This window comes from Sphingomonas sp. BT-65 (assembly GCF_026107375.2).
Taxonomy (GTDB): Bacteria; Pseudomonadota; Alphaproteobacteria; order Sphingomonadales; family Sphingomonadaceae; genus Sphingomonas.
The window spans coordinates 459,804-482,574 of sequence record NZ_JAPCIA010000001.1 but is presented as its reverse complement, the minus strand read 5'-3'; the positions used below and the strand labels follow the sequence as shown (position 1 = coordinate 482,574).

20 protein-coding genes are annotated in these 22,771 nt (G+C 66.9%); 12 read left to right on the top strand and 8 right to left on the bottom strand.

What is annotated here, in order from left to right; genetic code table 11:
• The first annotated feature begins 1 nt into the window (after window position 1).
• The 4 genes from OK349_RS02445 (at window position 2) to OK349_RS02430 (ending at window position 5,454) form a co-directional block, all read left to right on the top strand.
• Window positions 2–511: a DUF2062 domain-containing protein gene (locus OK349_RS02445; protein WP_265118513.1), complete on the top strand. Its 510-nt coding sequence runs from the start codon at window positions 2–4 to the stop codon at window positions 509–511.
• A 70-nt stretch (window positions 512–581) separates the two neighbouring features.
• Entirely contained in the window at window positions 582–2,636 is a 2,055-nt protein-coding gene (locus tag OK349_RS02440; RefSeq protein ID WP_265116243.1) for a M13 family metallopeptidase, read from the top strand.
• 38 nt (window positions 2,637–2,674) lie between these two features.
• Complete coding sequence (locus OK349_RS02435) at window positions 2,675–5,062, top strand: hybrid sensor histidine kinase/response regulator (protein WP_265116242.1); 2,388 nt, start codon at window positions 2,675–2,677, stop codon at window positions 5,060–5,062.
• A gap of 41 nt (window positions 5,063–5,103) precedes the next feature.
• A complete protein-coding gene (locus tag OK349_RS02430) occupies window positions 5,104–5,454 on the top strand; it encodes a response regulator (protein WP_265116241.1) in 351 nt (116 codons plus the stop codon).
• Here OK349_RS02430 and OK349_RS02425 read toward each other — a convergent pair.
• The 5 genes from OK349_RS02425 to OK349_RS02405 are packed head-to-tail and all read right to left on the bottom strand — an operon-like array spanning window position 5,451 to window position 8,785.
• A complete protein-coding gene (locus OK349_RS02425) occupies window positions 5,451–5,969 on the bottom strand; it encodes a phosphoribosyltransferase (protein ID WP_265116240.1) in 519 nt (172 codons plus the stop codon). The genes OK349_RS02430 and OK349_RS02425 overlap by 4 nt on opposite strands.
• The gene (locus OK349_RS02420; RefSeq protein WP_265116239.1) at window positions 5,969–6,982 is read right to left on the bottom strand and encodes an adenosine deaminase; all 1,014 of its coding nucleotides are present in this window, start codon (window positions 6,980–6,982) and stop codon (window positions 5,969–5,971) included. Before OK349_RS02420 ends, OK349_RS02425 begins: the two co-directional genes overlap by 1 nt.
• A 51-nt stretch (window positions 6,983–7,033) precedes the next feature.
• On the bottom strand, window positions 7,034–7,729 hold the full coding sequence (locus OK349_RS02415; RefSeq protein ID WP_265116238.1) for a class I SAM-dependent methyltransferase: 696 nt from the start codon (window positions 7,727–7,729) through the stop codon (window positions 7,034–7,036).
• A complete protein-coding gene (locus OK349_RS02410) occupies window positions 7,719–8,183 on the bottom strand; it encodes an Rrf2 family transcriptional regulator (RefSeq protein ID WP_265116237.1) in 465 nt (154 codons plus the stop codon). The genes OK349_RS02415 and OK349_RS02410 overlap by 11 nt, the downstream gene beginning before the upstream one ends.
• Window positions 8,184–8,227: 44 nt before the next feature.
• Window positions 8,228–8,785 (bottom strand): DNA-3-methyladenine glycosylase I, encoded by a 558-nt coding sequence (locus OK349_RS02405; RefSeq protein WP_265116236.1) that lies wholly within the window; start codon window positions 8,783–8,785, stop codon window positions 8,228–8,230.
• A 143-nt stretch (window positions 8,786–8,928) separates the two neighbouring features.
• Between OK349_RS02405 and recA the strand changes: the two genes are divergently transcribed.
• From recA to OK349_RS02390, 3 genes are all read left to right on the top strand, one after another.
• On the top strand, window positions 8,929–10,008 hold the full coding sequence (gene recA / locus OK349_RS02400; protein ID WP_301531109.1) for a recombinase RecA: 1,080 nt from the start codon (window positions 8,929–8,931) through the stop codon (window positions 10,006–10,008).
• Between the two features lie 227 nt (window positions 10,009–10,235).
• A complete protein-coding gene (locus OK349_RS02395) occupies window positions 10,236–10,763 on the top strand; it encodes an FKBP-type peptidyl-prolyl cis-trans isomerase (protein ID WP_265116235.1) in 528 nt (175 codons plus the stop codon).
• Window positions 10,764–10,823: 60 nt separating this feature from the next.
• Window positions 10,824–11,465 (top strand): glutathione S-transferase family protein, encoded by a 642-nt coding sequence (locus OK349_RS02390; protein ID WP_265116234.1) that lies wholly within the window; start codon window positions 10,824–10,826, stop codon window positions 11,463–11,465.
• Here the strand turns inward: OK349_RS02390 and OK349_RS02385 are convergent.
• Window positions 11,456–12,835, bottom strand: coding sequence for a dicarboxylate/amino acid:cation symporter (locus OK349_RS02385; protein ID WP_265116233.1), 1,380 nt, complete (start codon window positions 12,833–12,835; stop codon window positions 11,456–11,458). The genes OK349_RS02390 and OK349_RS02385 overlap by 10 nt on opposite strands.
• 72 nt (window positions 12,836–12,907) lie before the next feature.
• Here OK349_RS02385 and OK349_RS02380 point away from each other — a divergent pair, with 72 nt between their 5' ends.
• The 5 genes from OK349_RS02380 (at window position 12,908) to OK349_RS02360 (ending at window position 19,462) form a co-directional block, all read left to right on the top strand.
• The gene (locus tag OK349_RS02380; protein WP_265116232.1) at window positions 12,908–14,164 is read left to right on the top strand and encodes a M24 family metallopeptidase; all 1,257 of its coding nucleotides are present in this window, start codon (window positions 12,908–12,910) and stop codon (window positions 14,162–14,164) included.
• 8 nt (window positions 14,165–14,172) lie between these two features.
• Complete coding sequence (locus tag OK349_RS02375) at window positions 14,173–14,502, top strand: low molecular weight protein tyrosine phosphatase family protein (protein WP_265116231.1); 330 nt, start codon at window positions 14,173–14,175, stop codon at window positions 14,500–14,502.
• Window positions 14,503–14,590: 88 nt separating this feature from the next.
• Window positions 14,591–17,251 carry an alanine--tRNA ligase gene (gene alaS / locus OK349_RS02370; protein ID WP_265116230.1) on the top strand — a complete coding sequence of 887 codons (2,661 nt, stop codon included), beginning with the start codon at window positions 14,591–14,593 and terminating at the stop codon, window positions 17,249–17,251.
• Between the two features lie 85 nt (window positions 17,252–17,336).
• Window positions 17,337–17,618, top strand: a complete 282-nt coding sequence (locus tag OK349_RS02365) for a hypothetical protein (RefSeq protein ID WP_265116229.1) — start codon at window positions 17,337–17,339, stop codon at window positions 17,616–17,618.
• A 29-nt stretch (window positions 17,619–17,647) separates the two neighbouring features.
• Complete coding sequence (locus tag OK349_RS02360) at window positions 17,648–19,462, top strand: DUF885 domain-containing protein (protein ID WP_265118511.1); 1,815 nt, start codon at window positions 17,648–17,650, stop codon at window positions 19,460–19,462.
• On the opposite strand, the gene OK349_RS02355 is transcribed toward OK349_RS02360, so the two are convergent.
• Window positions 19,459–21,231 (bottom strand): cation:proton antiporter domain-containing protein, encoded by a 1,773-nt coding sequence (locus tag OK349_RS02355; protein WP_265116228.1) that lies wholly within the window; start codon window positions 21,229–21,231, stop codon window positions 19,459–19,461. The genes OK349_RS02360 and OK349_RS02355 overlap by 4 nt on opposite strands.
• Before the next feature lie 124 nt (window positions 21,232–21,355).
• Complete coding sequence (locus OK349_RS02350; RefSeq protein ID WP_265116227.1) at window positions 21,356–22,579, bottom strand: NADP-dependent isocitrate dehydrogenase; 1,224 nt, start codon at window positions 22,577–22,579, stop codon at window positions 21,356–21,358.
• Window positions 22,580–22,771: the final 192 nt, after the last annotated feature.

Below are 22,771 nucleotides of genomic sequence, written 5' to 3'. Positions count from 1 at the left end.
CATGCCGACGCGCGAGTCGATGGAGCAGAACAAGTGGCTCCGCCCCGTCGCGCATCGCGTGCTCGCCCCGGAGCTCTGGCGCTTCACCCGCCGCTCGGTGCCGCGCGGCGTAGCGCTGGGCATGGTGACGGGGATCATGATCCCGGTCGCGCAGATCTTCTTCTCCGCGCTGCTCGCGCTGCCGTTCCGCGCCAACATTCCGGTCGCGTCGCTGACCACCTTCCTCACCAATCCATTCACTACCCCGCCGCTCTGGGCCTTCGCCTATTGGGTCGGGCGCAAGATCCTGCATTTCGACGCCACCGTGCCGGGCCAGCCGATCGCGACTCATGTCGCGAACGACAGCTGGCTCAACTGGCTGTGGTCGGAGGCGGGGCCTGCGCTGATCACCGGGCTGGTGACGATCACGATCATCGCCTCGATCCTGGGTTATGTGCTGAGCGCAGTGGGCTGGCGGCTGTGGATCGCGCGCAAATGGCGCAAGCGGATCGCGGCGCGGGCGGGGAAGTAACCGCCGACACTTGATCGGGCGTATCATCGGCGTAAGACACGCGCATCCGACTCTCCCGAAAGGTGCATCGATGCGTCTCTTCCTCACGTCTGTCCTCCTCGCCGGCACTGCGCTGGCCGGCACCGCCACCGCGCTTTCGGCGCGCGAGGCGCCTGCGCCGGCTCCCGCCGCGGAAACCGGCTCCAAGCCGCAGCTCGGCAGCTTCGGCTTCGACGAGAAGGGCATGGACAAGGCTGTCGCACCGGGCGACGATTTCTACACGTTCGCGAATGGGGCGTGGGCCAAGGCCACGCCGATCCCGGCCGACAAGTCCAACTACGGCATGTTCACCGCGCTCGACGACCTGTCGAAGCAGCGCGTACGCGGCATTCTCGATGCAGTGAAGGATGACAAGAACAGCGCGATCGGCCGCGCCTATACGAGCTATCTCGACACCGCGGCGGTCGAGGCCAGGGGGCTGGCGCCGATCCAACCCTGGCTCGGCAAGGTCAAGGCGCTCGACAGCAAGGCCGGCTATCCGGCGCTGGTGGTCGAAGCTGCGAAGATGGGGATCAACGGCCCGTTCGGCGGCTATGTCGGCCAGGACGACAAGCTTCCCGAGAACTACATCTTCACCATCTACCAGGGCGGCACCGGCCTTCCCGACCGTGACATGTACCTGGTCGACAATCCCAAGATGGCGGCGCTCCGCACCGCTTACGTGGCGCATCTCGCCAGGATGCTGACGCTGGCGGGCGAGGGCAATGGCGAGGCGCGCGCCAAGGCGGTGATGGACCTGGAGACGCAGATCGCCAAGGTCCAGTGGACCCGCGAGGATGCCTCGGACGCAGTCAAGGCCTACAACAAGTTCACGCTGGCGCAGACCGCCGAGTTCTCCAGCCCGACGCTCGACATGCCGGCAATGCTCAAAGCGATCAGCCCGAAGATCACCGAGGTGCTGATCGGCCAGCCGAGCGCGGTGAAGGGCACCGCCGAGATCCTCGACAAGGCGCCGCTCGAGGTGCTCAAGGACCAGATGCTGCTGCGCAGCCTCGACGGCCTCTCCAACTATCTGCCCGATGCGGTGGCGAACGAGAATTTCGCTTTCTACGGTACCGCACTGCAGGGCACGCCACAGCGCGAGGAGCGTTGGAAGCGCGCGGTGGGCTTCACCGAGGGCGCGCTGGGTGAGGCGGTCGGCAAGGAATATGCCGCGCGCTACTTCCCGCCCGAATACAAGGCGGAGATGAACAAGCTGGTCGCCAACGTGCTCGACGCGATGGGCCGGCGGATCGACGCGCTCGAATGGATGCAGCCGCAGACCAAGGCGCGCGCCAAGGCCAAGCTCAAGAACTTCACCGTCAAGGTCGGCTATCCCGACCGCTGGCGCGACTATACGGGCCTGGAGGTCAAGGCCGACGACCTGTTCGGCAACGCGGTGCGCTCGAACCAGTTCGACTTCCAGTACATGATCGACAAGCTGGGCGGGCCGGTGCGCAAATGGGAATGGGGGATGCTGCCCCAGACTATCAACGCCTATGCCAATTTCGGCATGATGGAGGTGGTGTTCCCGGCCGCGATCCTGCAGCCGCCCTTCTTCGACCCCAAGGCCGATCCGGCGGTCAACTATGGCGGCATCGGCGCGGTGATCGGCCACGAGATCAGCCACCATTTCGACGACCAGGGCGCCAAGTATAACGAGAAGGGCGAGCTCGCCGACTGGTGGACGCCCGAGGACACCAAGGCGTTCGAGGCGGCGAGCAAGGCGCTGGTCGCGCAGTACGACGCCTATGAGGCGCTGCCGGGCGAGCATGTGAAGGGCGAGTTCACGCTGGGCGAGAATATCGGCGACCTCGCCGGCCTCACCATCGCCTATGACGCCTACCAGCATTCGCTGGGCGGGAAGAAGCCGCCGGTGATCGACGGCTTCTCGGCGGATCAGCGCTTCTATCTCGGCTGGGCGCAGATCTGGCGGCGCAACTATCGCGAGGCGAATCTGCGCCAGCGGCTGCTGACTGATCCGCACGCGCCGTCGATCCAGCGCGCCTGGGTCGTGCGCAACCTCGACCCCTGGTACGGCGCGTTCGGCGCCAAGGACGGGCAGAAGCTGTATCTCGACCCGGCAAAGCGCGTTCGTATCTGGTGAGTGCTTGACGGTTTGACAGGGGGGCGGGAAAGGGAACGATGGCCTCGCGTCCCGCTCCCTCCGATGAAGACCGCCGCTCCGCCCTCCCGCCGCTGATCGTCGCGCTTGCGGCAGGCGCGGCGGCGGCCGGGATCATCCTCTGGCTGACCGGTTCGACGCTGGTTGCGGCGGGGTTCCTCGCGGGGGCGCTGGTGATCGCGGGCGCCGTGTTCCTCGCCGTGCGTCTGCTTCCCTCCGCGAAGGCCGACGAACCGGCGGTCGACTGGTCGGTCGCGCATACGCTGGCGTCGATGAGCAATGACGCGCTCGCCGTCACCGATCGTGCCGGGCGCCTGGTCTGCGCCAATGAGCGGTTCGGCGCGCTGTTCCCCAGCTATCCCGCCCCGCCGGGCGTGGTGCCGAGCGAATGGGTCTCGGCGCAGCTCGGCACCGCAGGGCGCGCGGCGTGGCGCGACGGCAACGCCTCGAGCGGCACGTTCGAGACGGCGGGCACCAAGCTCACCGCCCACATCACGCGCGTGGGCGATTCGATGCTGGTGTGGCGCTTCGCCGGCACCGACGTGGTCGACCTGACCAAGCAGGCGCAGTCGCTGGTCGCAGGCGCTTCGGGCGACCGCCTGGGCAGCGCCGGGATCATGATGGCGCTGCTCGGCGGCGACGGCCGCGTGCGCGCCGCCAACCGCGTGGTGCGCCAGCGCGCGATGGGCGACGAGAATGCGATGATCGAGGGGCGCGACTTCACGCGCTTCCTGATCACCGACAATCTCGGCATCGTGCGCTTTGAGCGCGAGGGCCTGTCGGGCACGCCGCTGCGCGTGCTCGAGATCCCCTTCCTCGATGGCGAGAACGCGCCGATGCTGGTCGCGCTGCTCGACGACGAGCTGGCGATCCCGCATCCGGCGATCGGCGATACCGCCGGCGCGCATGTCCGCTCGCTGATCTCGCTGCTGCCCTCGGGCATCGCGCTGGTCGGCGGCGACGGGCGCTTCGTGCACATGAACGACGCGTTCGTCCGCGCCGCGCACGTCAACCCCGCCAACCCGCCGCTCTATCCCGGCGACCTGGTGGTGCGCGAGGACAAGACCGCGCTGGCCGACGCGATCCGCCGTTTCGCCGCGGGGGCGGTGCATTCGATGGACATGACGGTGCGATTCGCCGATGCGCCCGACGAGGGGGTCGCGATCTCGATCGCCGCCGCGCGCGGGCTCGGCGAGGCGGCGGTGCTGCTCAGCCTCAAGGATGCGGGCGAGGAGGGGCGCCTCAAGCGCCAGGTGGCGCAGGCGACCAAGATGCAGGCGGTGGGCCAGCTCGCCGGCGGCGTGGCGCACGATTTCAACAACATCCTCACCGCGATCATCGGCCATTGCGACCTGATGCTGATGCGCCACGCGCCGGGCGACAGCGACTATGACGACATCCAGCAGATCCTGATCAACTCGAACCGCGCCGCCGCGCTCACCCGCCAGCTGCTCGCCTTCTCGCGCCAGCAGACGCTGCGCCCGCAGGTGCTGCAGCTGCCCGACGTGATCTCGGAGGTTTCGAACCTCTTGAAGCGCCTGCTCGGCGAGACGGTCGATCTGGTGGTGAGCCACGGCCGCAACCTGGGGCCGGTGCGCGCCGACCCGGGCCAGCTCGAGCAGGTCGTGGTGAACCTCGCCGTTAACGCGCGCGATGCGATGCTGACCAAGAGCCCGAACGGCGGCGGCACGCTCACCATCGAGACCTTCGGCGTTCCCGCGCACGAAGTCCGCGCGATGGACGATGATGTGCTGCCGGTCGGCGACTATACCGCGCTGCGCATCTCCGACACCGGCACCGGCATTCCCGCCGACGTGCTCGCGCATATCTGGGAGCCGTTCTTCACCACCAAGGAAGTGGGGAAGGGCACCGGGCTCGGCCTGTCGACCGTCTATGGCATCATCAAACAGTCGGGCGGGTTCATCTTCGCCGAAAGTCCCAAGGGGAAGGGGGCGGTGTTCACCATCTACCTGCCCGCCAACGCAGCGGGGGATGTCGCCGCCAAGGTCCCGGCAGCCAAGCCCGTCCAGGGCGACCTGTGGGGCAGCGGCACCGTGCTGCTGGTCGAGGACGAGGCGATGGTCCGCGCCGTCGCCGAGCGCGCGCTGGCGCGGCAGGGCTATACCGTGCTCACCGCCGAGAATGGCGAGGCCGCGCTCGAACTCCTCGCCACCAGCCAGAAGCCCGACCTGCTCATCACCGACGTGGTGATGCCGACGATGGACGGGCCGACGATGGTGCGCCACGCGCGCAAGCGTTATCCCGATCTCAAGATCGTCTTCATGTCGGGCTATGCCGAGGAGCAGCTGCGCAAGTCGATCGACCTCGACAATGTCGCGTTCCTCCCCAAACCCTTTTCGGTACAGCAGCTTGCGGAGGCCGCGCGCGCCGCGCTGACTACGAAATAAGTTCTTGGCATAAGGCGATTTTTCCGGCAAAGCCGAGCGCGATGACCGCCCCGTTACGCATCCTTGTCGTCGAGGACGAACCGCTGATTGCCATGATGCTCGAGGATTTCCTCGGCATCCTCGGCAAGCAGGTCGCGGGCGTCGCCGACAGCGTCTCGACCGCGCTGCCTTTGGTGGCCGCGGGCGGCATCGATGCGGCGATCGTCGACGTCCACCTGAACGGCGGCGAGAAATGCTGGCCCGTCGCCGACGCGCTGGCGGAAGCGGGGATCCCGTTCCTCGTCGCGACCGGGGGCAGTGACGACACGATCGCCGCCGGGCACAAGCACCGCCCGGTGCTGGCCAAGCCCTTCACCATGGATGCGATCGAACAGGCGTTCGACGCGCTCTAGGCGGTTCGCTCGGGCACTTCCGCAGCGTCCGCCGCAATGGCGGCGGCGGGGGCCACCGCTTCCCAGGGGAAGACGAACCAGTCCTTGGTCACCGCACGGTCGATCGTCCGCGCCGCATATTCGACGCGCTGGCTGGAGGTCGCATTGTCGAGCAGCGTCGCGAAGCGCACCGCCCCCGGCGCCGCGCCAGCCGTGGCGAGTTTGGCGCGCAGCTTGGCGATCGTCGCGCCGCTGTCGTTGATGTCGTCGAGGAACAGCAGCCGCTCGCCAGCCCGGGTGCGTGCCGCGAGCCGCTCGAGCGGGGCATCAGCGAAGTCGTGGACTTGCGAACTGTGGTCGACCGAAAGCATCGACATGCCCGTCGCGTGGCTCAGATAGACCGCCGGCGCGAGACCGCCGCGGCCGATACCGATGATGAAGTCGGGCTTCCACTCCACGTCCGCATGGATTGCCGCGGCAATGGCGAGCACGTCGGCGACGAACTGCTCGTGCGGGATCGGGGTGAAGACCGGCATCAATGCGCCGCCACGAACGCGTCGAGAAGGGCGAGGTGTGCGGCCTTGGCCGCATCGTCGAGGAACGAACCGGTGAAGCTGTTGCGCGCCAGCGTGACCAGCTCGGCCTTGCCCAGGCCGCGTGCAGCGGCGACCGCGCGGTAATTGTCCGCGACATAGCCCCCGAAATAGGCCGGATCGTCCGAATTGACCGTGGCGTTGAGACCTTCCGCGAGCATCCGGTCGAGCGGATGGCTGGCCATGTCGCCCACCACGCACAGCTTCAGATTGGAGAGCGGGCACACGGTGAGAGTCATCCCCTCGTCCGCCAGCCGCCGCACCAGCGCCGGGTCCTCGAGGCTGCGGTTGCCATGGTCGAGCCGGTCGATGTTGAGCAGGTCGAGTGCCTGCCACACATAATCGGGCGGCCCCTCTTCGCCGGCATGCGCGACGCGCTTGAGGCCCATGTCGCCCGCCGCGGCGAACACGCGCGCGAATTTTTCGGGCGGATGTCCAACTTCGGACGAATCGAGACCGACGCCTTCGATCCGGTCGAGCCAGGGCTCTGCCGCGTTCAGCGTGGCGAACGCCGCCTCTTCGTCGAGGTGGCGCAGGAAGCACAGGATCAGCTTCGAGCTGAGCCCATGCCGGGCCTCCGCATCATGCATCGCCGCGAGCAGGCCGTCGGCCACGACCTGGAACGGGATGCCGCGATCGGTGTGGGTCTGCGGATCGAAGAAGATCTCGGCATGCACCACGCCGTCCACCGCGGCGCGCGCGAAATAGGCATCGGCAAGGTCATAGAAGTCCTGCTCGGTCCGCAGCACGTCGGCGCCGGCATAGTAGATGTCGAGAAAATCCTGCAGCCGCGAGAAGCTGTAGGCGGCGCGGACCGCCTCCACACTGTCGAACGGGATCGCGACCCTGTTGCGCTTCGCCAGCGCGAACATCAGCTCGGGCTCGAGGCTGCCCTCGATATGCAGGTGCAGCTCGGCCTTGGGCAGGCCCGCGATGAAGGCGGAGAGGTCGCTCATGGCCGCGCAGGATCGCCTCAAGCCGGGGGCAGGGCAAGCGCCTAGTTGCGATCAGGCGTAGCCGACCCAGCCACGCCAGGTGAACGCTGCGTAGAAGAGCGTCACGTCATGAAACCCTGCAACGTTGAGCACGGCCTCGTCCGCCTCGGGCGAGAGCATGTTGAGGCTGGTATCGACCGCGTTTCGCGCGCCGCGCGCCTGTTCCGGATCCGCGCTGGAGGCGATGGCGAAGGCGGCATAGCGGTCCAGCCATCGCCCGCGCTCGGCATCCTGCGGGAAGCTGCTGTGCGCCACGACGAACGGCGCGCCGGGCTTGAGCCGGGCACGGATCGCGGCGGCGGTGCGCGAGCGTTCGTCCGCGGGGAGGAAGTGCAATGTCAGCAGGCACACCGCGCCGTCGAACGGGCCGGGCGGGGCATCGTCGATATAGCCGTCGATCAGCTCGGCGCGGTGCGTATCGGGTCCGAGGGTCCTCGCCGCCAGGTCGAGCATTGCCGCGGCGGGATCGACCCCGGTGAAGCACCAGCCGGGATAAGCCGCTGCAAGCGCCTTGAGTTCCAGCCCGCCGCCCGCGCCTAGCACCAGGATATGCGCGTCCCCCGGCACCCGCTCGGCGAGCAGGATGCCGGTCATGCGGTGGAGGTCGGCGAAGCCGGGCACGTAGCGCGGCGGGTTCTCGGCATAGTTGGCGACGGCGGCGGGATCGGCGAACTTGTCGAGGAACTGCTGGGCGCCGTCAGTGGTCATGGGGGTGATCCTTTTCGCAAGGCATGGGAAGCGCCGCGAGACGGGCGCGGAAATCGTCCTGGAGATCAGCCAGCGTTACGTGCTTCAATCGCGCCAGCATCAGCGCCTCGGCGGCGGCGAACGTCTCGTCCAGCGCTGCATTGACCGCCTGCTCGACCAGACAGCGGGGCTGTGCCGACCGGTTGCCGATGGCGAGCAGGGCAGGGCGGCCCAGCGCTTCATAGACATCGAGCAGGGTAAGCTCGTCGAGCCCCCTTGCGAGTGTCCAGCCGCCGCCATGGCCCTTCTCGGAGCGCACATGGCCGCGCTCACGCAAGCCAGCGAGGATGCGGCGGATGACCACGGGATTCGTGTCCATCGCCTTGGCCAGCAGTTCCGACGGCATCGGCCCGTCATGGTCGGCGAGATGCAATAGTAGATGAAGAACGCCCGACAGGCGGCTGTCACGAATCATGTAACTTTAAATGATGCATGAAATGGCGCGCGTCAACCCGCCGGTCACACCGCGTTTCGCCGGAAGCAGTCCTTCGCATGGTCGTTGACCATCCCCACCGCCTGCATCCAGGCATAGACGATCACCGGTCCCACGAACTTGAACCCGCGCTTCTTCAATGCCCTGGAAATCGCCTCGGACGTCTCCGTCTTGGCGGGAAGGCTGATGCCGTCGCCTTTCACCGGCGCACCGCCCGCCAGCTCCCACGCCCAGGCGCCGAAATCCTCGCCCCGCTCGGCAAAGGCGAGATAGGCCTTGGCATTGCCGGTCGCCGCCTCGATCTTGGTGCGGGCGCGGATGATGCCGGGGTCGGCCATCAGGCGTTCGATGTCCGCCGGGCCGAATGCGGCGACCTTCGCCGGATCCCAGTTGGCAAACGCAGCGCGGAAACTCTCGCGGCGCTTGAGGATGATCGACCAGGACAGGCCGGCCTGGAACCCCTCCAGCATCAGCATCTCCCACAACAGGCGCGAATCGCGCACGGGCACGCCCCATTCGGCGTCATGATAGGCCGTCATCAGCGGATCGCCCTCGGCCCAGCGGCAGCGTTTCGGCTCGGTCATCGGCGGCACTCCGAAAAGGAGAACAAAAAAAGATCGTTCCACTCTTGTTCTATCGGAACAAACGATATACACAAGTGGCAGACAGAGATTGAACAGAGCGTGTTGAAGAGGACACGCAAAGCCTCTAGCGACGGAGACTTCGGATGGCAGCTTCCCTCAAGGTGATCGACGGAAACATGGCGATTTCTTCGGACAAGCAGAAGGCGCTCGACGCCGCACTCGCGCAGATCGACCGCGCCTTCGGCAAGGGCAGCGCCATGCGGCTGGGCTCGAAGGAGACGATGCAGGTCGAGGCGATCTCGACCGGTTCGCTCGGGCTCGATATCGCGCTGGGCGTTGGCGGGCTGCCGCGCGGCCGCGTGATCGAGGTGTACGGCCCCGAAAGCTCGGGCAAGACCACGCTCGCGCTGCACGTGATCGCCGAAGCGCAGCGGAATGGCGGCGTCGCCGCATTCGTCGACGCCGAGCATGCGCTCGATCCAGTCTATGCCAAGAAGCTCGGCGTCGATATCGACGAGCTGATCGTCTCGCAGCCCGACACCGGCGAGCAGGCGCTCGAGATCGTCGACACGCTGGTGCGCTCGAACGCGATCGACGTGCTGGTGGTCGATTCGGTGGCCGCGCTGGTGCCCCGTGCCGAGATCGAGGGCGAGATGGGCGACAGCCATGTCGGCCTGCAGGCGCGGCTGATGTCGCAGTCGCTGCGCAAGCTCACCGGTTCGATCAGCCGCTCGCGCTGCATGGTGATCTTCATCAACCAGCTGCGCATGAAGATCGGCGTGATGTACGGCAACCCCGAGACCACGACCGGCGGCAATGCGCTGAAATTCTACGCCTCGGTCCGCCTCGACATCCGCCGCACCGGCCAGATCAAGGACCGTGACGACATCATCGGCAACACCACCCGCGTGAAGGTGGTGAAGAACAAGGTCGCACCGCCGTTCAAGCAGGTCGAGTTCGACATCATGTATGGCGAGGGCATTTCCAAGATCGGCGAGATCCTCGATCTCGGCGTCAAGGCCGGGCTGGTCGAGAAGTCGGGCGCGTGGTTCAGCTATGACAGCGTCCGGATCGGCCAGGGCCGCGAGAACGCCAAGACCTTCCTCAAGGAGAATGCGGACCTCTGCGCCCGGCTCGAGGCCGCGATCCGCAACCGCACCGAGCAGGTCGCCGAGGAGATGATGACCGGACCAGACGCCGAGGACGACGACGGCGAGCTCTGACAAAGGCGACAGGTTGCGCGCCGTTACGCGTAACTTGGTCAACTTCGGGCGATGACAGGCCCGCGCGAACAGGATTGGGCCGCGCCGCACCGAGATGGAGCGGCGGCGGTCACGGGACTAGTTTCCCATCGGAAGGCCCGGCGCCCCACGCGCCGGGTCTTTCGGTTTCACGAGGATGTGATTGACCGCACGATGTGATAGCTGCTCGGACGAAACAACTGCGAAGAATGGAGAACGGGTTGGGACGGGGGATTTCAGGAGCTTCCTTGCTTGCGTTTGGTTATGCGCTTGCCGCCATTCCGGCCTCCGTTGCCGGTCAAGATGCCGCCGTGCCCGACCTTTCGCAGGATACGGCCTGGCATAACCGGCAGATGCTTGCGCTCGCCGAGCGCCAGGGCGCCACAGGATGGCACGTCACTGCGAGCGGGCTGCGATGGCGCCGCATTGCCGGCAATGGCAGCGGCACGCGGCCAGGCCCGAGCGATGAGGTGACCGTGCACTATGTCGGCACCTTCAGCGACGGCGCGGAGTTCGACAGCTCGGTCAAACGCGGCGAGCCCGCGACGTTCCCGCTCAATCGCGTGATCCGGGGGTGGCAGGAGGGCGTTCAGCTGATGGGCATCGGCGACAAGGTCGAGTTCGCGATTCCGCAGGAGCTTGGCTATGGGCCGAAGGGGAGAAGCCCGATTCCGGGCGGCGCGACCTTGCTGTTCACCGTGGAGTTGATCGCGATCGATCCGGCCGGGGGTTCTTGAGGGACCTGCTGCGGCCAGCGGCGCAGCGGGCAGGCGGAGATCAATGAGGAGAGGCTGACGATGATCACCGTCCACCATCTGGAGAATTCGCGCTCGCAACGTGTCCTGTGGCTGCTCGAGGAACTCGGACTGCCGTACCGAATCGAGTTCTACCAGCGGAACAAGGCGACGATGCTCGCGCCGCCAGAGCTGCGGGCGGTGCATCCGCTCGGCAAGTCGCCGGTGATCGTCGATGACGAGGCCGATGGCGGGCTTGGCCGGACGATCGCCGAGACCGGCGCGATCATCGAGTATCTGGTCGAGAAGGCCGATGGCAGACTCGGCCCACCCGCGCATCGCGAGTCCGTGCTGCGCTACCGCCACTTCCTTCACTATGCCGAAGGTTCGCTGATGCCGCCCTTGCTGGTCAAGCTGGTGCTCGGCCGCGTGCCGCTGCTCGGCAAGACCGCGCAGAAGAAGATCCAGCCGATGATCGACGTGCATCTCGATTATGTCGAGGCGCATCTCGCCGAGCATGACTGGTTCGCGGGGGACGAGTTCAGCGCCGCCGATGTGATGATGAGCTTTCCGCTCGAGGCGGCGCGCAGCCGCGCGGGACTTGACGGGTCGCGCCCCGCGACGATCGCGTGGCTGAACAAAGTGCATGCCCGCCCGGCCTATCAGGCCGCGGTCGCCGCGGGCGGGCCCTATGCCTATGCCTGATTTTCGGGGGCCTGATGCCGGGGTGGGTGCTCGCCGACCTCGCTGAAGCTCTGCACATCCTCCGCCGGACCATGGCCGGTCGGTGCGTGCGGCGGCTCGATATCGGCGGGCTCGATCGGGTCGAGGCGGCCGCCCTCCCATTTCGCGACCACCGCGCTCGCCACTGCATTGCCGACGACGTTGGTCGCCGAACGGCCCATGTCGAGGAAATGGTCGATGCCGAGGATCAGCAGCAGGCCGGCCTCGGGAATGTCGAAGAAGCTCAGCGTCGCGGCGATCACCACCAGGCTGGCGCGCGGAACGCCGGCGATGCCCTTGCTGGTGATCATCAGCACCAGCAGCATCGTGATTTCCTGCCCGAGGGTCAGATCGATGCCATAGGCCTGCGCGATGAAGATCGTCGCGAAGGTCATGTAAATCATCGAGCCGTCGAGGTTGAAGCTGTAGCCCAAGGGCAGCACGAAGCTGGCGATGCGCGGCGGCACGCCGAACCGGTCGAGCGCCTCGAGCGTGCGCGGATAGGCGGCTTCGGACGAGGCGGTGGAGAAGGCGAGCAGCAGCGGATCGCGGATGTAACGGACGAGCAGCCCGGTGCGCTTGCCGACGATCAGGAAGCAGACGGCGATGAGCACCGCCCATAGCAGGAACATCGCAAGGTAAAAGGTGCCCATGAAATAGGCGAGGTTGCCGATGATCGTCGGTCCGCGCTCGGCCAGCGTGCCCGCCACCGCCGCGAACACCGCGACCGGGGCGAAGCGCATGACGTAGTTGGTCACCTGCAGCATCACGTGCACCAGCGCCTCGATCGCACTGACCAGCGGCTTGGCTTTCTCGCCCACCGCGGTGATCGCCACGCCGATGAACAGCGAGAAGATCACGATCTGGAGGATCTCGTTCTTTGCCATCGCCTCGACCCCCGAGGCAGGGAAGACGTGGGTGAAGAAGTCCTTGAGGTTGAAAGCGGCCTTCTCGACTCCGCTCACGGCATCGCTGGGGGGCAGCGGGAAGTTGAGCCCGACGCCGGGCTGGAACAGGTTGACGAGGATCAAGCCCAGCGTGAGCGAGACGAGGCTGGCGCAGATGAACCAGCCGACCGCGCGGCCACCGACGCGGCCGAGCGCCGCGGTGTCGCCCATATGCGCGATGCCGGCGACGAGCGTCGCGAACACCAGCGGGGCGATGATCATCTTGATCAGGCGCAGGAAGATCGTGGTGACGATCGAAAAATAACCGGCGAGCGTCTTGAGCTGCGCCTCGGCACCCGCCGAATCGGCGCCGTAGCTATTGTGGACGCCGTAATGCAGCCCCAGGCCAAGGATCGCGCCCAGTACCAGTGCGATCAGGATGAAGGTCGTCAGTCTCTTGGCCATTGGGCTCCCCTCGTTGCGGCGCCTAGACAGGGGATTGCGGCGCGCGGGTCAAGGGCCGTATCGCTGGCGACCATGATCCTGTCCCGCCGTTCGCTGCTGGCCGCAGCCGCCGTCGCCCCGCTCGCCGCGCACGCCGGGGTGCTCCGCGCCGCCGAGCCCGATTTGTCGGCACTCTCGAACATCACCGGCGACGTGAAGCCGATCGGGTTGGACGAGCGGCGCGCGCGGCTTGCCCGGGCGCAGGCGCTGATGAAGGCGAACGGGATCGGCGCGGTGCTGATCGAGCCTGGGGCGAGCCTGCTCTACTTCACCGGGGTGCGCTGGAGCCGCAGCGAGCGGCTGACCGCGGCGGTGATCCCGATCGAGGGCGATCCGATGATCGTCACGCCCTTCTTCGAGGAACCGTCGGTGCGCGAATCGCTCGGCGTGCCGGCGCAGGTCCGGGTGTGGCAGGAGCATGAGAGCCCGTTCGCGGTGATCGCGGGCTGGCTGCGCGAGAAGAAGCTGCATAACCACCGTATTGGGATCGAGGAGACGGTGCGCCATTTCGCGGTCGCGGGGCTGGCGGAGGCGATCGGGGACGCGCGGCTGATCGTTTCGGCCAATTCGGTGGTGCGCGGGTGCCGGATGATCAAGACCCCGGCCGAGCTCGCGCTGATGCAGAAGGCGGCGGATGTGACGATGGCGGCCTATCGCTGGACCTATCCGCGGGTCGAGGCGGGGATGACGCCGCCGGACATCGCCGCGCTGATGACCGCCGCGACGCGCAAGCTGGGCGGGGAGGTGGCGTTCAACCTGATCCTGCTCGGCGAGGCTTCGGCCTATCCGCACGGCACCGGCAAGCCGCAGAGGGTGGTGAAGGATGAGGTGGTGCTGATGGACTGCGGCGCGCGGGTCCATGGCTATGAGAGCGACATCTCGCGCACCTTCGTCCATGGCGAGCCGGCCGCCGAGCAGCGCAAGGTGTGGGACGAGATGCGGAAGGGGCAGGACATCGCCTTCGCCACGGCGAAGATCGGCACGCCGGCGGGAGCGGTGGATGACGCGGTGCGGCGCTACTACGAATCGCTTGGCTATGGGCCGGACTACAAGCTGCCCGGCCTGTCGCACCGCACCGGGCACGGCATCGGGATGGACGGGCATGAGCCGATCAACCTGGTGCGCGGCGAGACGACGAAGTTGGCGCCGGGGATGTGCTTCTCGAACGAGCCGGGCATCTATCTCCCGGGCAAGTTCGGGGTGCGGCTGGAGGATTGCTTCCATATGACCGCGAGTGGGCCGAAATGGTTCAGCGTGCCGCCCAGGTCGCTTGAAGAGCCGATCGGGTGAGGGCTGAAATGAAGAATTTTCTCTTCGTTTGCAGTCAGAACCGGCTCCGAAGTCCGACCGCCGAACAGCTATTTGCAGGTCGTGAGGGTATTCGCGTCGCGTCGGCCGGTACCAATCACGACGCTGAAAATCCACTTACCCCCGAACTCGTTGAATGGGCCGATTACATCTTCGTTATGGAAAGGGCTCACCGAAACAAGATCCAGAAGCATTTTCGTTCTTCGTTGGACCGCCAAAGGATCGTGTGCCTCGATATTCCCGACGAGTATGAATACATGGATCCGGTCCTCGTCCGTCTGCTCGAAGCGCGTATGGCCCGATATCTTCCCACTTCGTGAGATGTTCGTTTCAAGGCGGCGATTGCCCAATCACCCTGATCGAACCGTTTCGCTTGAGCGGAACCCGCTCACCCCCTAAGTCGCAGCCATGACCTCGACCAACGATATCCGCCGCAGCTTCCTCGACTATTTCGAGGACCAGGGGCATGCGCGCGTGCAGTCGGCGCCGCTGGTGCCGCACAATGATCCGACGCTTATGTTCGTCAACGCCGGTATGGTGCCGTTCAAGAACGTGTTCACCGGCCTGGAGACGCGGCCGTACAAGACCGCTGCGTCGAGCCAGAAGTGCGTCCGCGCGGGCGGCAAGCACAATGATCTCGACAATGTGGGGTACACTGCGCGCCACCACACCTTCTTCGAGATGCTCGGCAACTTCTCGTTCGGCGACTATTTCAAAGAGCAGGCGATCACGCATGCGTGGACGCTGCTGACGAAGGAATGGGGCCTGTCGCCCGACAAGCTGACCGCGACCGTCTATCACACCGACGACCAGGCGTTCGACCTGTGGCGGAAGATCGCGGGCCTGCCCGAAGAGCGGATCATCCGCATCGCGACCAAGGACAATTTCTGGGCGATGGGATCGGACGGGCCGTGCGGGCCGTGCTCGGAAATCTTCTACGACCATGGCGACCATATCTGGGGCGGCCCGCCGGGTTCGCCCGAGGAGGATGGCGACCGCTTCGTCGAGATCTGGAACCTCGTCTTCATGCAGTATCTGCAGGAGAATGACGAGATCGTCAGCGAGCTGCCCAAGCCGAGCATCGATACCGGCATGGGGCTGGAGCGCGTCGCGGCGGTGCTGCAGGGCGTGCACGACAATTACGACACCGACACGTTCAAGGCGCTGATCGCCGAGAGCGGGGCGCTGACCGGTGCCTCGACCACGGGCGAGCATCAGGCGAGCCATCGCGTGATCGCCGACCATCTGCGCTCGTCGGGCTTCCTGGTCGCGGACGGCGTGCTGCCCGCGAACGAGGGCCGCGGCTATGTGCTGCGGCGGATCATGCGCCGTGCGATGCGCCATGCGCATATCCTGGGTGCCAAGGAGCCGTTGATGCACCGCATGGTGCCGAGCCTGGTCGCGGAGATGGGCGGCGCCTATCCCGAGCTGGTCCGCGCGCAGCCGCTGATCGAGGCGACGTTGCTGCAGGAGGAGACGCGGTTCCGCCAGACGCTGGCGAACGGCCTCAAGCTGCTCGACGAGGCGACGGCGGGGATGGGCGAGGGCGACACGCTGCCCGGCGAGACCGCGTTCAAGCTCTACGACACGTTCGGCTTCCCCTATGACCTGACCGAGGACGCGCTGCGCCCGCAGGGCATGAGCGTCGACCGCGAGGGCTTCGACGCGGCGATGGCGCAGCAGAAGGCGGCGGCGCGCGCGGCGTGGAAGGGTTCGGGCGCCAAGGCTTCGGACGATGTGTGGTTCGACATCGCCGAGGAACTCGGCGGCACCGAGTTTACCGGCTACACCGCGACCGATGGCGAGGGCCAGGTCGTGGCGATCGTCAAGGAAGGCGCGCGGGTTGAGAAGGTCGGGCAGGGCGACGAGGTCGTGATCCTGACCAACCAGACTCCCTTCTACGGCGAGAGCGGTGGCCAGATGGGCGATGCCGGCCTGATCGCCAGCGACAAGGCGCGGGCGGTGGTCAACGACACCTCCAAGCCGCTCGGCCGGCTGCATGCGCATCATGCAACGATCGAGACCGGCGAGATCGCGGTTGGCGATACGGTGAAGCTCGCCATCGATGTGGCGCGGCGCGATCAGCTGCGGGCCAACCACAGCGCCACGCACCTGCTGCATGCGGCGCTGCGCGAACGGCTCGGGCCGCACGTCACGCAGAAGGGCAGCCTGGTGGCGCCGGATCGACTGCGCTTCGATTTCTCGCATCCGTCGGCGCTGAGCGCTCAAGAGATCGCGGACATCGAGGCGGACGTGAACCGCCATATCCGCGAGAATGATGCGGTCGGCACGCGGCTGATGACTCCGGACGATGCGGTGGCGGCGGGCGCGCTTGCGCTGTTCGGTGAGAAATATGGTGACGAAGTGCGCGTGCTCTCGATGGGTCATGACGCCGACCGGACCTATTCGGTCGAGCTGTGTGGTGGCACGCATGTGCGGGCGCTCGGCGACATCGCCATCTTCAAGATCGTGAGCGAGAGCGCGGTGTCGAGCGGCGTGCGGCGGATCGAGGCGCTGACCGGCGAGGCGGCGCGGCTGTGGCTGCAGGGTCGCGACGAGAAACTGCGCGAGGTCGCCGCGGCGCTCAAGGCGTCGCCCGACGAGGTGCCGGCGCGCGTGCTGTCGCTGGTCGAGGAGCGGCGGCGGCTCGAGAAGGAGCTGGCCGAGGCGAAGAAGGCGCTGGCGCTTGGCGGAGGCGGTGGCGCGGCGGCGCAGGCCGGGCCCGAGCAGGTCGGCGGTGTCAACTTCATCGGCCAGATCCTCGATGGGCTTGATCCCAAGGCGCTGCGCGGCGCGGTGGACGAGGCCAAGGGCCGCATCGGTTCAGGTGTGGTAGCTTTTGTCGCGGTAAATGAAGGGCGTGCAGCGATCGCGGTCGGCGTCACCGACGACCTGACTGGGAGCCTGAGCGCAGTCGAACTCGTCAAGCGCGGCGTTGCCGCACTGGGCGGGCAGGGCGGTGGCGGGCGCCCGGACATGGCGCAGGGTGGCGGACCGGAGGGCGGAAACGGCCCCGCCGCGATCGATGCCGTGAAGGGGGCGCTTGCCGAGGAGAAAGAAGCTGCCTGATCGTGTTCTATTGGCCGCCGCTGCCGCTGCGGCCCTGTTCGTGAGCCCCGGCGCCCTGGCTTCTGCTGGAGCGCCGCAGGGGAAATTGCCGCCCTATCCCGAGGCGCTGCGCTGCGCCGCCTTGACCAGCGCCGCCGCGAAGCTCGGCAAGGGCACGCCACAGGCGTCGCAGCTGTTCGACCACCAGATCTACTGGAGCATGGCCGCCGCCGATTCGGGCCGCGCGGCGGGCAAGGCGGCGCGGGCCGTCGACACCGAGGTCGGACGCGATTCGACCGCGGCCGAGGCGCGGCTGCGTTCGCAGGATGGCGCGACCGCCGCGGCACTGGCAGACTGTGTCCGCCGCGTTCCCGCGCTCAACGACTGATCCGAAACAAAGGGGGAAGCCTGATGCCGATGCGCCGCCGTTCGTTCGTATGTTCGGTTGGCGCAGCGGCGCTGGCTGGTGTTGTTCCGGCCCGGGCCGTGCAGGCGAGTTCCGCGGGCGCGGGTGATGCGAGGCTGCGGACGCTGCTCGACCAGATCTTCGCCGATCGCCTGGCGGAGAATCCGGAGGGCGCGACCGCGCTCGGGCTCGACACCGGCAAGAACGCCGCACTCAAGTCGCGGCTGTCGGGACGCAGCCCGGCGGACAGCTCGCGCGACCTCGCCCGTTCGAAGCGCGAGCTGGCCGCGATCCGCGCGATCGATCCAGGAACGCTCGGCGAGGATGCGCGGCTCGACCAGGATGTGGTCGCCTATCAGCTCGAGCGCGGCATCGCCGGGCGCGAACGCTTCGCCTATGGTGAGACCGGCGGGCGCTTCATCCCCTATCGGCTGAGCCAGCTCTCGGGCGCCTATCAGGATGTGCCCGATTTCCTCGACACGCAGCACCGGGTGAAGGACGCGGCGGACGCCGACGCCTATCTCGCGCGCCTCGGCGCCTTCGCGACGGTGATCGACCAGGAGACCGAGCGCCAGCGCACCGACGCGGCGAAGGGCGTGTTCGCGCCCGACTATGTCCTCGACACCGCGCTCAAGCAATATGCGGCGCTGCGCGACAAGCCGGCGGCGGAGACGGGGCTGGTCACCGGCTTTGCGGCGAAGCTCAAGGCGGCGAACCTGCCGCCCGAGCGCGCCGGTGCGGCGGCGACAATCGTGACGGAGAAGGTGTTCCCCGCGCTCGACCGCCAGCGCGCGCTGGTGACCGAGCTGCGCGGCAAGGCGGTGCATGATGCGGGCGTGTGGCGGCTGCCCGACGGCGAGGCTTACTATGCAGCTGCGGCGGAGGCTGCGACTACCACCCGGCTGTCGGGGGACGAGATCCACAAATTGGGTCTGGAGCAGGTCGCCGAGATCAGCGCGCGGATCGATACGATTCTCAAGGCGCAGGGGATGGGCGAGGGCGCCGTCGGCGCGCGGCTCGTGGCATTGAACGAGCGGCCCGACCAGCTCTTCCCCAACACCGATCCGGGGCGCGAGGCGCTGCTCGCCGAGCTCAACAAGCAGATCCGGGCGATGGAGACGCGGCTGTCCGAGCAGTTCGCGACCTTGCCCAAGGCGCCGGTCGAGGTCCGCCGGGTGCCGCCGGCGATCCAGGCGGGATCGCCGGGCGGCTATTACCAGGCGGCGACGCTCGATGGCTCGCGGCCGGGCATCTATTACATCAACCTGCGCGACACGTTCGACCGGCCCAAGTTCGGACTGGCGACGCTGACGCACCACGAGGCGGTGCCGGGGCATCATCTGCAGGTGATGCTCGCGCTCGAATCGCCCGACATTCCGCTGATCCGGCGGCGCGGCGGCTTCAGCGCCTATAGCGAGGGCTGGGCGCTCTATACCGAGCAGCTCGCCGACGAGATGGGGATGTTCGAAGGCGACCCGCTGGGGCAGGTCGGCTATCTCCAGTCGCTGCTGTTCCGGGCGACGCGGCTGGTAGTCGATAGCGGCATGCACGCCAAGCGCTGGAGCCGCGAGAAGGCGACCGACTATTTCATCGCCACCACCGGCATCGCCCGCGGCCGCAGCCAGGGCGAGATTGATCGCTACACGGTGTGGCCGGGCCAGGCCTGCAGCTACAAGATCGGACACACCGTCTGGGTGCGGCTGCGCGACGAGGCCAAGGCGAAGGCGGGCGCGAACTGGGATCCGCGTCAGTTCCACGAGGTGCTGCGCAAGGGCGCGATGCCGCTCGACGTGCTGGAACGAGTGGTGAAGGCGCGGATGGCCTAGGCCTCCGCCTCCTTGCGTACCCGGCGCAGGCGGGGTTCGCGTTCGAGGGCGGCGGCTTCCTTGATCGACTTGCGCATCTCGTCGCGCTTCTCGTGGATCGAGGCGATGACCGGGCCGACCGCGACGCCGAGATCGACCAGCACCGCCTCGGACAATTGCAGCGAACTTTCGAGCGTCTCGGGCACCGCGTCGGTAGCGCCGGCCTTGTAGAGCTCGGCGGCGTGCGCGGCGTCGCGGGCGCGGGCGATGATCGGGATGTCGGGCACCCAACTGCGCACGCGACGGGTGAGGCGCACGGTGAGGACGGGGTCATCCATCGTCAGGATCAGCGCGTCGGCATGGCCGAGGTTGAGCCGATCGACCAGTTCGCTGCGCGAAACGTCGCCGAACATCACGGTATAGCCCTCGCGCCGCGCCTCGGCGACGCCGTCGATATCGGCGTCGACCGCGATGTAGGGCTTGCCATGCGCGTGCAGCATGTCAGCGACCGTGCGGCCGACCCGGCCGAAGCCGATGATCACCGAGCCGCCGATCGTCACTTCCTGCAGGTCGACGGTCTTCTCGTGGTCGCGATCCTCGATCTTGCGCGAGGCGAAGCGCCCGGCCTTGGCGAGCAGCGGGGTGATGGTGAGGCCGATCGCGGTGACGGTGGTCCAGAAGGCGGCGGTCGAAGGGAGGATCAGGCCGGCCGCCGCCGCGACGCCCAGCACGATCAGCGTGGTCTCGGACGGGCTCGCCATCAGCACCCCGGCCTCGGCCGCGGTGGCGGTGCGCGCACCCGACAGCTTGAGCAACAGGGTCGTCACCGCGACCTTGACCGTCATCACGCCGAGGATCGCGGCGAGCAGCAGCGGCCAATCCTGCACCACCATGCGCAAATCGAGCCGCATGCCGACGGTGATCAGGAAGACGCCGAGTGCGAGGCCCTTGAACGGCGCAGTGATGACCTCGACCTCGCTATGATATTCGGTCTCGGCGATCAGCAGTCCGGCGAGCAGCGCACCGACGATCGGCGAGAGGCCGACCGCAGTGGTGGCCATGCTCGCGACGATGACGACGAGCAGGCTGGCGGCGAGGAACAGCTCGGGCGACTTGGTGCGCGCGGCCTGGCCGAACAGGCGCGGCAGATAGAGCCGGCCGCCGAGATAGAGGAGCGCGACGATGATCGCACCGCGGCCGAGGACGCCGGCCAACTCGCCGATCCCGACATTCCCGGCGGCGGGCGCGAGCGCGCCGAGGAGGAAGATGATAGGGACCAGCGCCAGATCCTCGAACAGCAGCATCGCGAAGCTCGACCGGCCGACGGGGCTGGTGGTGCCGGCAATGGGCAGGACGAGCGCGGTGGAGGAAAGCGCGAGCGCAAGGCCAAGGCCCAGCGCGCCGGACCAGCTTTGACCGAGGAAATAAAGGCCCGCGCCGATCAGCAGTCCGGCACCGAGCAGTTCGGCGGCGCCGACTCCGAACACCAACGTCCGCATCGTCCATAATCGCCGGAAGGAGAGTTCGAGCCCGATCGAGAAGAGCAGCAGGATGATGCCGAATTCGGCGAATGGCTCGATCGAATGCGGGTTGGTGATGGTGAGATAGTAGAGCCAGGGGAATTGCTGCACGAGCTGGCCTAGCCCCGCGGGGCCGACCAGTGCGCCGACGAGGATGAAGCCGATCACCGGACTGATCCGGAAGCGGGCGAAGGCGGGGATGACGATGCCCGCCGCGCCGAGAATCACCAGCGCGTCGCTGAAGCCACTATTTGATAGATCGAGCGCCATATCGGCACTCTAAGCAGCGGTGGAATGGTTTGTCACCGGCAAGTCTATGCCGATTTGCACCGCTGTAGGAAAATGAAATCGGCCCGGGTGCCGGTCTTGGCGCCCGGGCCGGAATTTCAGCGGCTTACTGCCATTTTCCCATTTCGACTTCGAGATTTGCGCGGATCGCCTCGAAGAATTGCTCGGTGGTCATCCACGGCTGGTCGGGGCCGATCAGCAATGCCAGGTCCTTGGTCATCTTGCCGCTCTCGACGGTCGCGATGCAGACCTTCTCGAGCGTCTCGGCGAAGCGCACCACATCGGGCGTGTCGTCGAACTTGCCGCGGAACTTGAGGCCGCCGGTCCAGGCGAAGATCGAGGCGATCGGGTTGGTCGAGGTCGCCTTGCCCTGCTGGTGCTGGCGATAGTGGCGCGTGACGGTGCCGTGCGCCGCCTCGGCCTCGACGGTCTTGCCGTCCGGCGAGAGCAGGACCGAGGTCATCAGGCCGAGCGAACCGAAGCCCTGCGCGACCTGGTCCGACTGGACGTCGCCGTCATAGTTCTTGCAGGCCCAGACGAACTCGCCGCTCCACTTGAGCGCCGAGGCGACCATGTCGTCGATCAGGCGATGCTCATAGACGATGCCGGCTTCCTTGAACTTCTCGGCGAAGCCCTCGGTCTCGAACACTTCCTGGAACAGGTCCTTGAAGCGGCCGTCATAGGCCTTGAGGATGGTGTTCTTGGTCGAGAGATAGACCGGCCACTTCAGGTTGAGGCCGTAGTTGAACGAGGCGCGGGCGAAGTCGCGGATCGAATCGTCGAGATTGTACATCGCCATCGCGACGCCCGAGCCGGGGAAGTTGAACACCTCGCGGTCAATCACCTGGCCGTCGGCGCCCTCGAACACGAGGCGCAGCTTGCCGGCGCCGGGGACCTTGAAGTCGGTCGCGCGATACTGGTCGCCAAACGCGTGGCGGCCGACGACGATCGGCTTGGTCCAGCCCGGGATCAGGCGGGGCACGTTGGAGATCACGATCGGCTCGCGGAACACGACGCCGCCCAGGATGTTGCGGATCGTGCCGTTGGGCGACTTCCACATCTCCTTGAGGTTGAATTCCTCGACACGCGCCTCGTCCGGGGTGATCGTGGCGCACTTCACGCCGACGCCGAACTCCTTGATCGCGTTGGCGGCATCGATCGTGATCTGGTCGTTGGTCTCGTCGCGCTTCTCGACGCCGAGATCGTAATATTTGAGGTCGATGTCGAGATAGGGCTTGATCAGGCGCTCGCGGATCCATTCCCAGATGATCCGCGTCATTTCGTCGCCATCGATCTCGACGACCGGGTTCTTCACCTTGATCTTCGCCATGCTCGCTTTCCTGTTCGTGAGGGAGGTTTGGCCGTGCGTCTAGGAGGAAGGGGCGGGGCGATCAAGCCAGTGGTAATTGACATACGCAAGCGTTCAGTAAATTGACAAGGTTGACGAAAACGCGGGGGTTAAACGCGGGCGTCAAGCGTGCCTTGATCCGCATTCGAATATCAAAGAGCGGCGGACACGGCC

What these genes read in the sequence shown, in the direction of transcription:
- OK349_RS02445 (WP_265118513.1), top strand. Translation starts at nt 2, where the DNA reads ATGCCGACGCGCGAGTCGATGGAGCAGAACAAGTGGCTCCGCCCCGTC.
- OK349_RS02440 (WP_265116243.1), top strand. Translation starts at nt 582, where the DNA reads ATGCGTCTCTTCCTCACGTCTGTCCTCCTCGCCGGCACTGCGCTGGCC.
- OK349_RS02435 (WP_265116242.1), top strand. Translation starts at nt 2,675, where the DNA reads ATGGCCTCGCGTCCCGCTCCCTCCGATGAAGACCGCCGCTCCGCCCTC.
- OK349_RS02430 (WP_265116241.1), top strand. Translation starts at nt 5,104, where the DNA reads ATGACCGCCCCGTTACGCATCCTTGTCGTCGAGGACGAACCGCTGATT.
- OK349_RS02425 (WP_265116240.1), bottom strand. Translation starts at nt 5,969, where the DNA reads ATGCCGGTCTTCACCCCGATCCCGCACGAGCAGTTCGTCGCCGACGTG.
- OK349_RS02420 (WP_265116239.1), bottom strand. Translation starts at nt 6,982, where the DNA reads ATGAGCGACCTCTCCGCCTTCATCGCGGGCCTGCCCAAGGCCGAGCTG.
- OK349_RS02415 (WP_265116238.1), bottom strand. Translation starts at nt 7,729, where the DNA reads ATGACCACTGACGGCGCCCAGCAGTTCCTCGACAAGTTCGCCGATCCC.
- OK349_RS02410 (WP_265116237.1), bottom strand. Translation starts at nt 8,183, where the DNA reads ATGATTCGTGACAGCCGCCTGTCGGGCGTTCTTCATCTACTATTGCAT.
- OK349_RS02405 (WP_265116236.1), bottom strand. Translation starts at nt 8,785, where the DNA reads ATGACCGAGCCGAAACGCTGCCGCTGGGCCGAGGGCGATCCGCTGATG.
- recA (WP_301531109.1), top strand. Translation starts at nt 8,929, where the DNA reads ATGGCAGCTTCCCTCAAGGTGATCGACGGAAACATGGCGATTTCTTCG.
- OK349_RS02395 (WP_265116235.1), top strand. Translation starts at nt 10,236, where the DNA reads ATGGAGAACGGGTTGGGACGGGGGATTTCAGGAGCTTCCTTGCTTGCG.
- OK349_RS02390 (WP_265116234.1), top strand. Translation starts at nt 10,824, where the DNA reads ATGATCACCGTCCACCATCTGGAGAATTCGCGCTCGCAACGTGTCCTG.
- OK349_RS02385 (WP_265116233.1), bottom strand. Translation starts at nt 12,835, where the DNA reads ATGGCCAAGAGACTGACGACCTTCATCCTGATCGCACTGGTACTGGGC.
- OK349_RS02380 (WP_265116232.1), top strand. Translation starts at nt 12,908, where the DNA reads ATGATCCTGTCCCGCCGTTCGCTGCTGGCCGCAGCCGCCGTCGCCCCG.
- OK349_RS02375 (WP_265116231.1), top strand. Translation starts at nt 14,173, where the DNA reads ATGAAGAATTTTCTCTTCGTTTGCAGTCAGAACCGGCTCCGAAGTCCG.
- alaS (WP_265116230.1), top strand. Translation starts at nt 14,591, where the DNA reads ATGACCTCGACCAACGATATCCGCCGCAGCTTCCTCGACTATTTCGAG.
- OK349_RS02360 (WP_265118511.1), top strand. Translation starts at nt 17,648, where the DNA reads ATGCGCCGCCGTTCGTTCGTATGTTCGGTTGGCGCAGCGGCGCTGGCT.
- OK349_RS02355 (WP_265116228.1), bottom strand. Translation starts at nt 21,231, where the DNA reads ATGGCGCTCGATCTATCAAATAGTGGCTTCAGCGACGCGCTGGTGATT.
- OK349_RS02350 (WP_265116227.1), bottom strand. Translation starts at nt 22,579, where the DNA reads ATGGCGAAGATCAAGGTGAAGAACCCGGTCGTCGAGATCGATGGCGAC.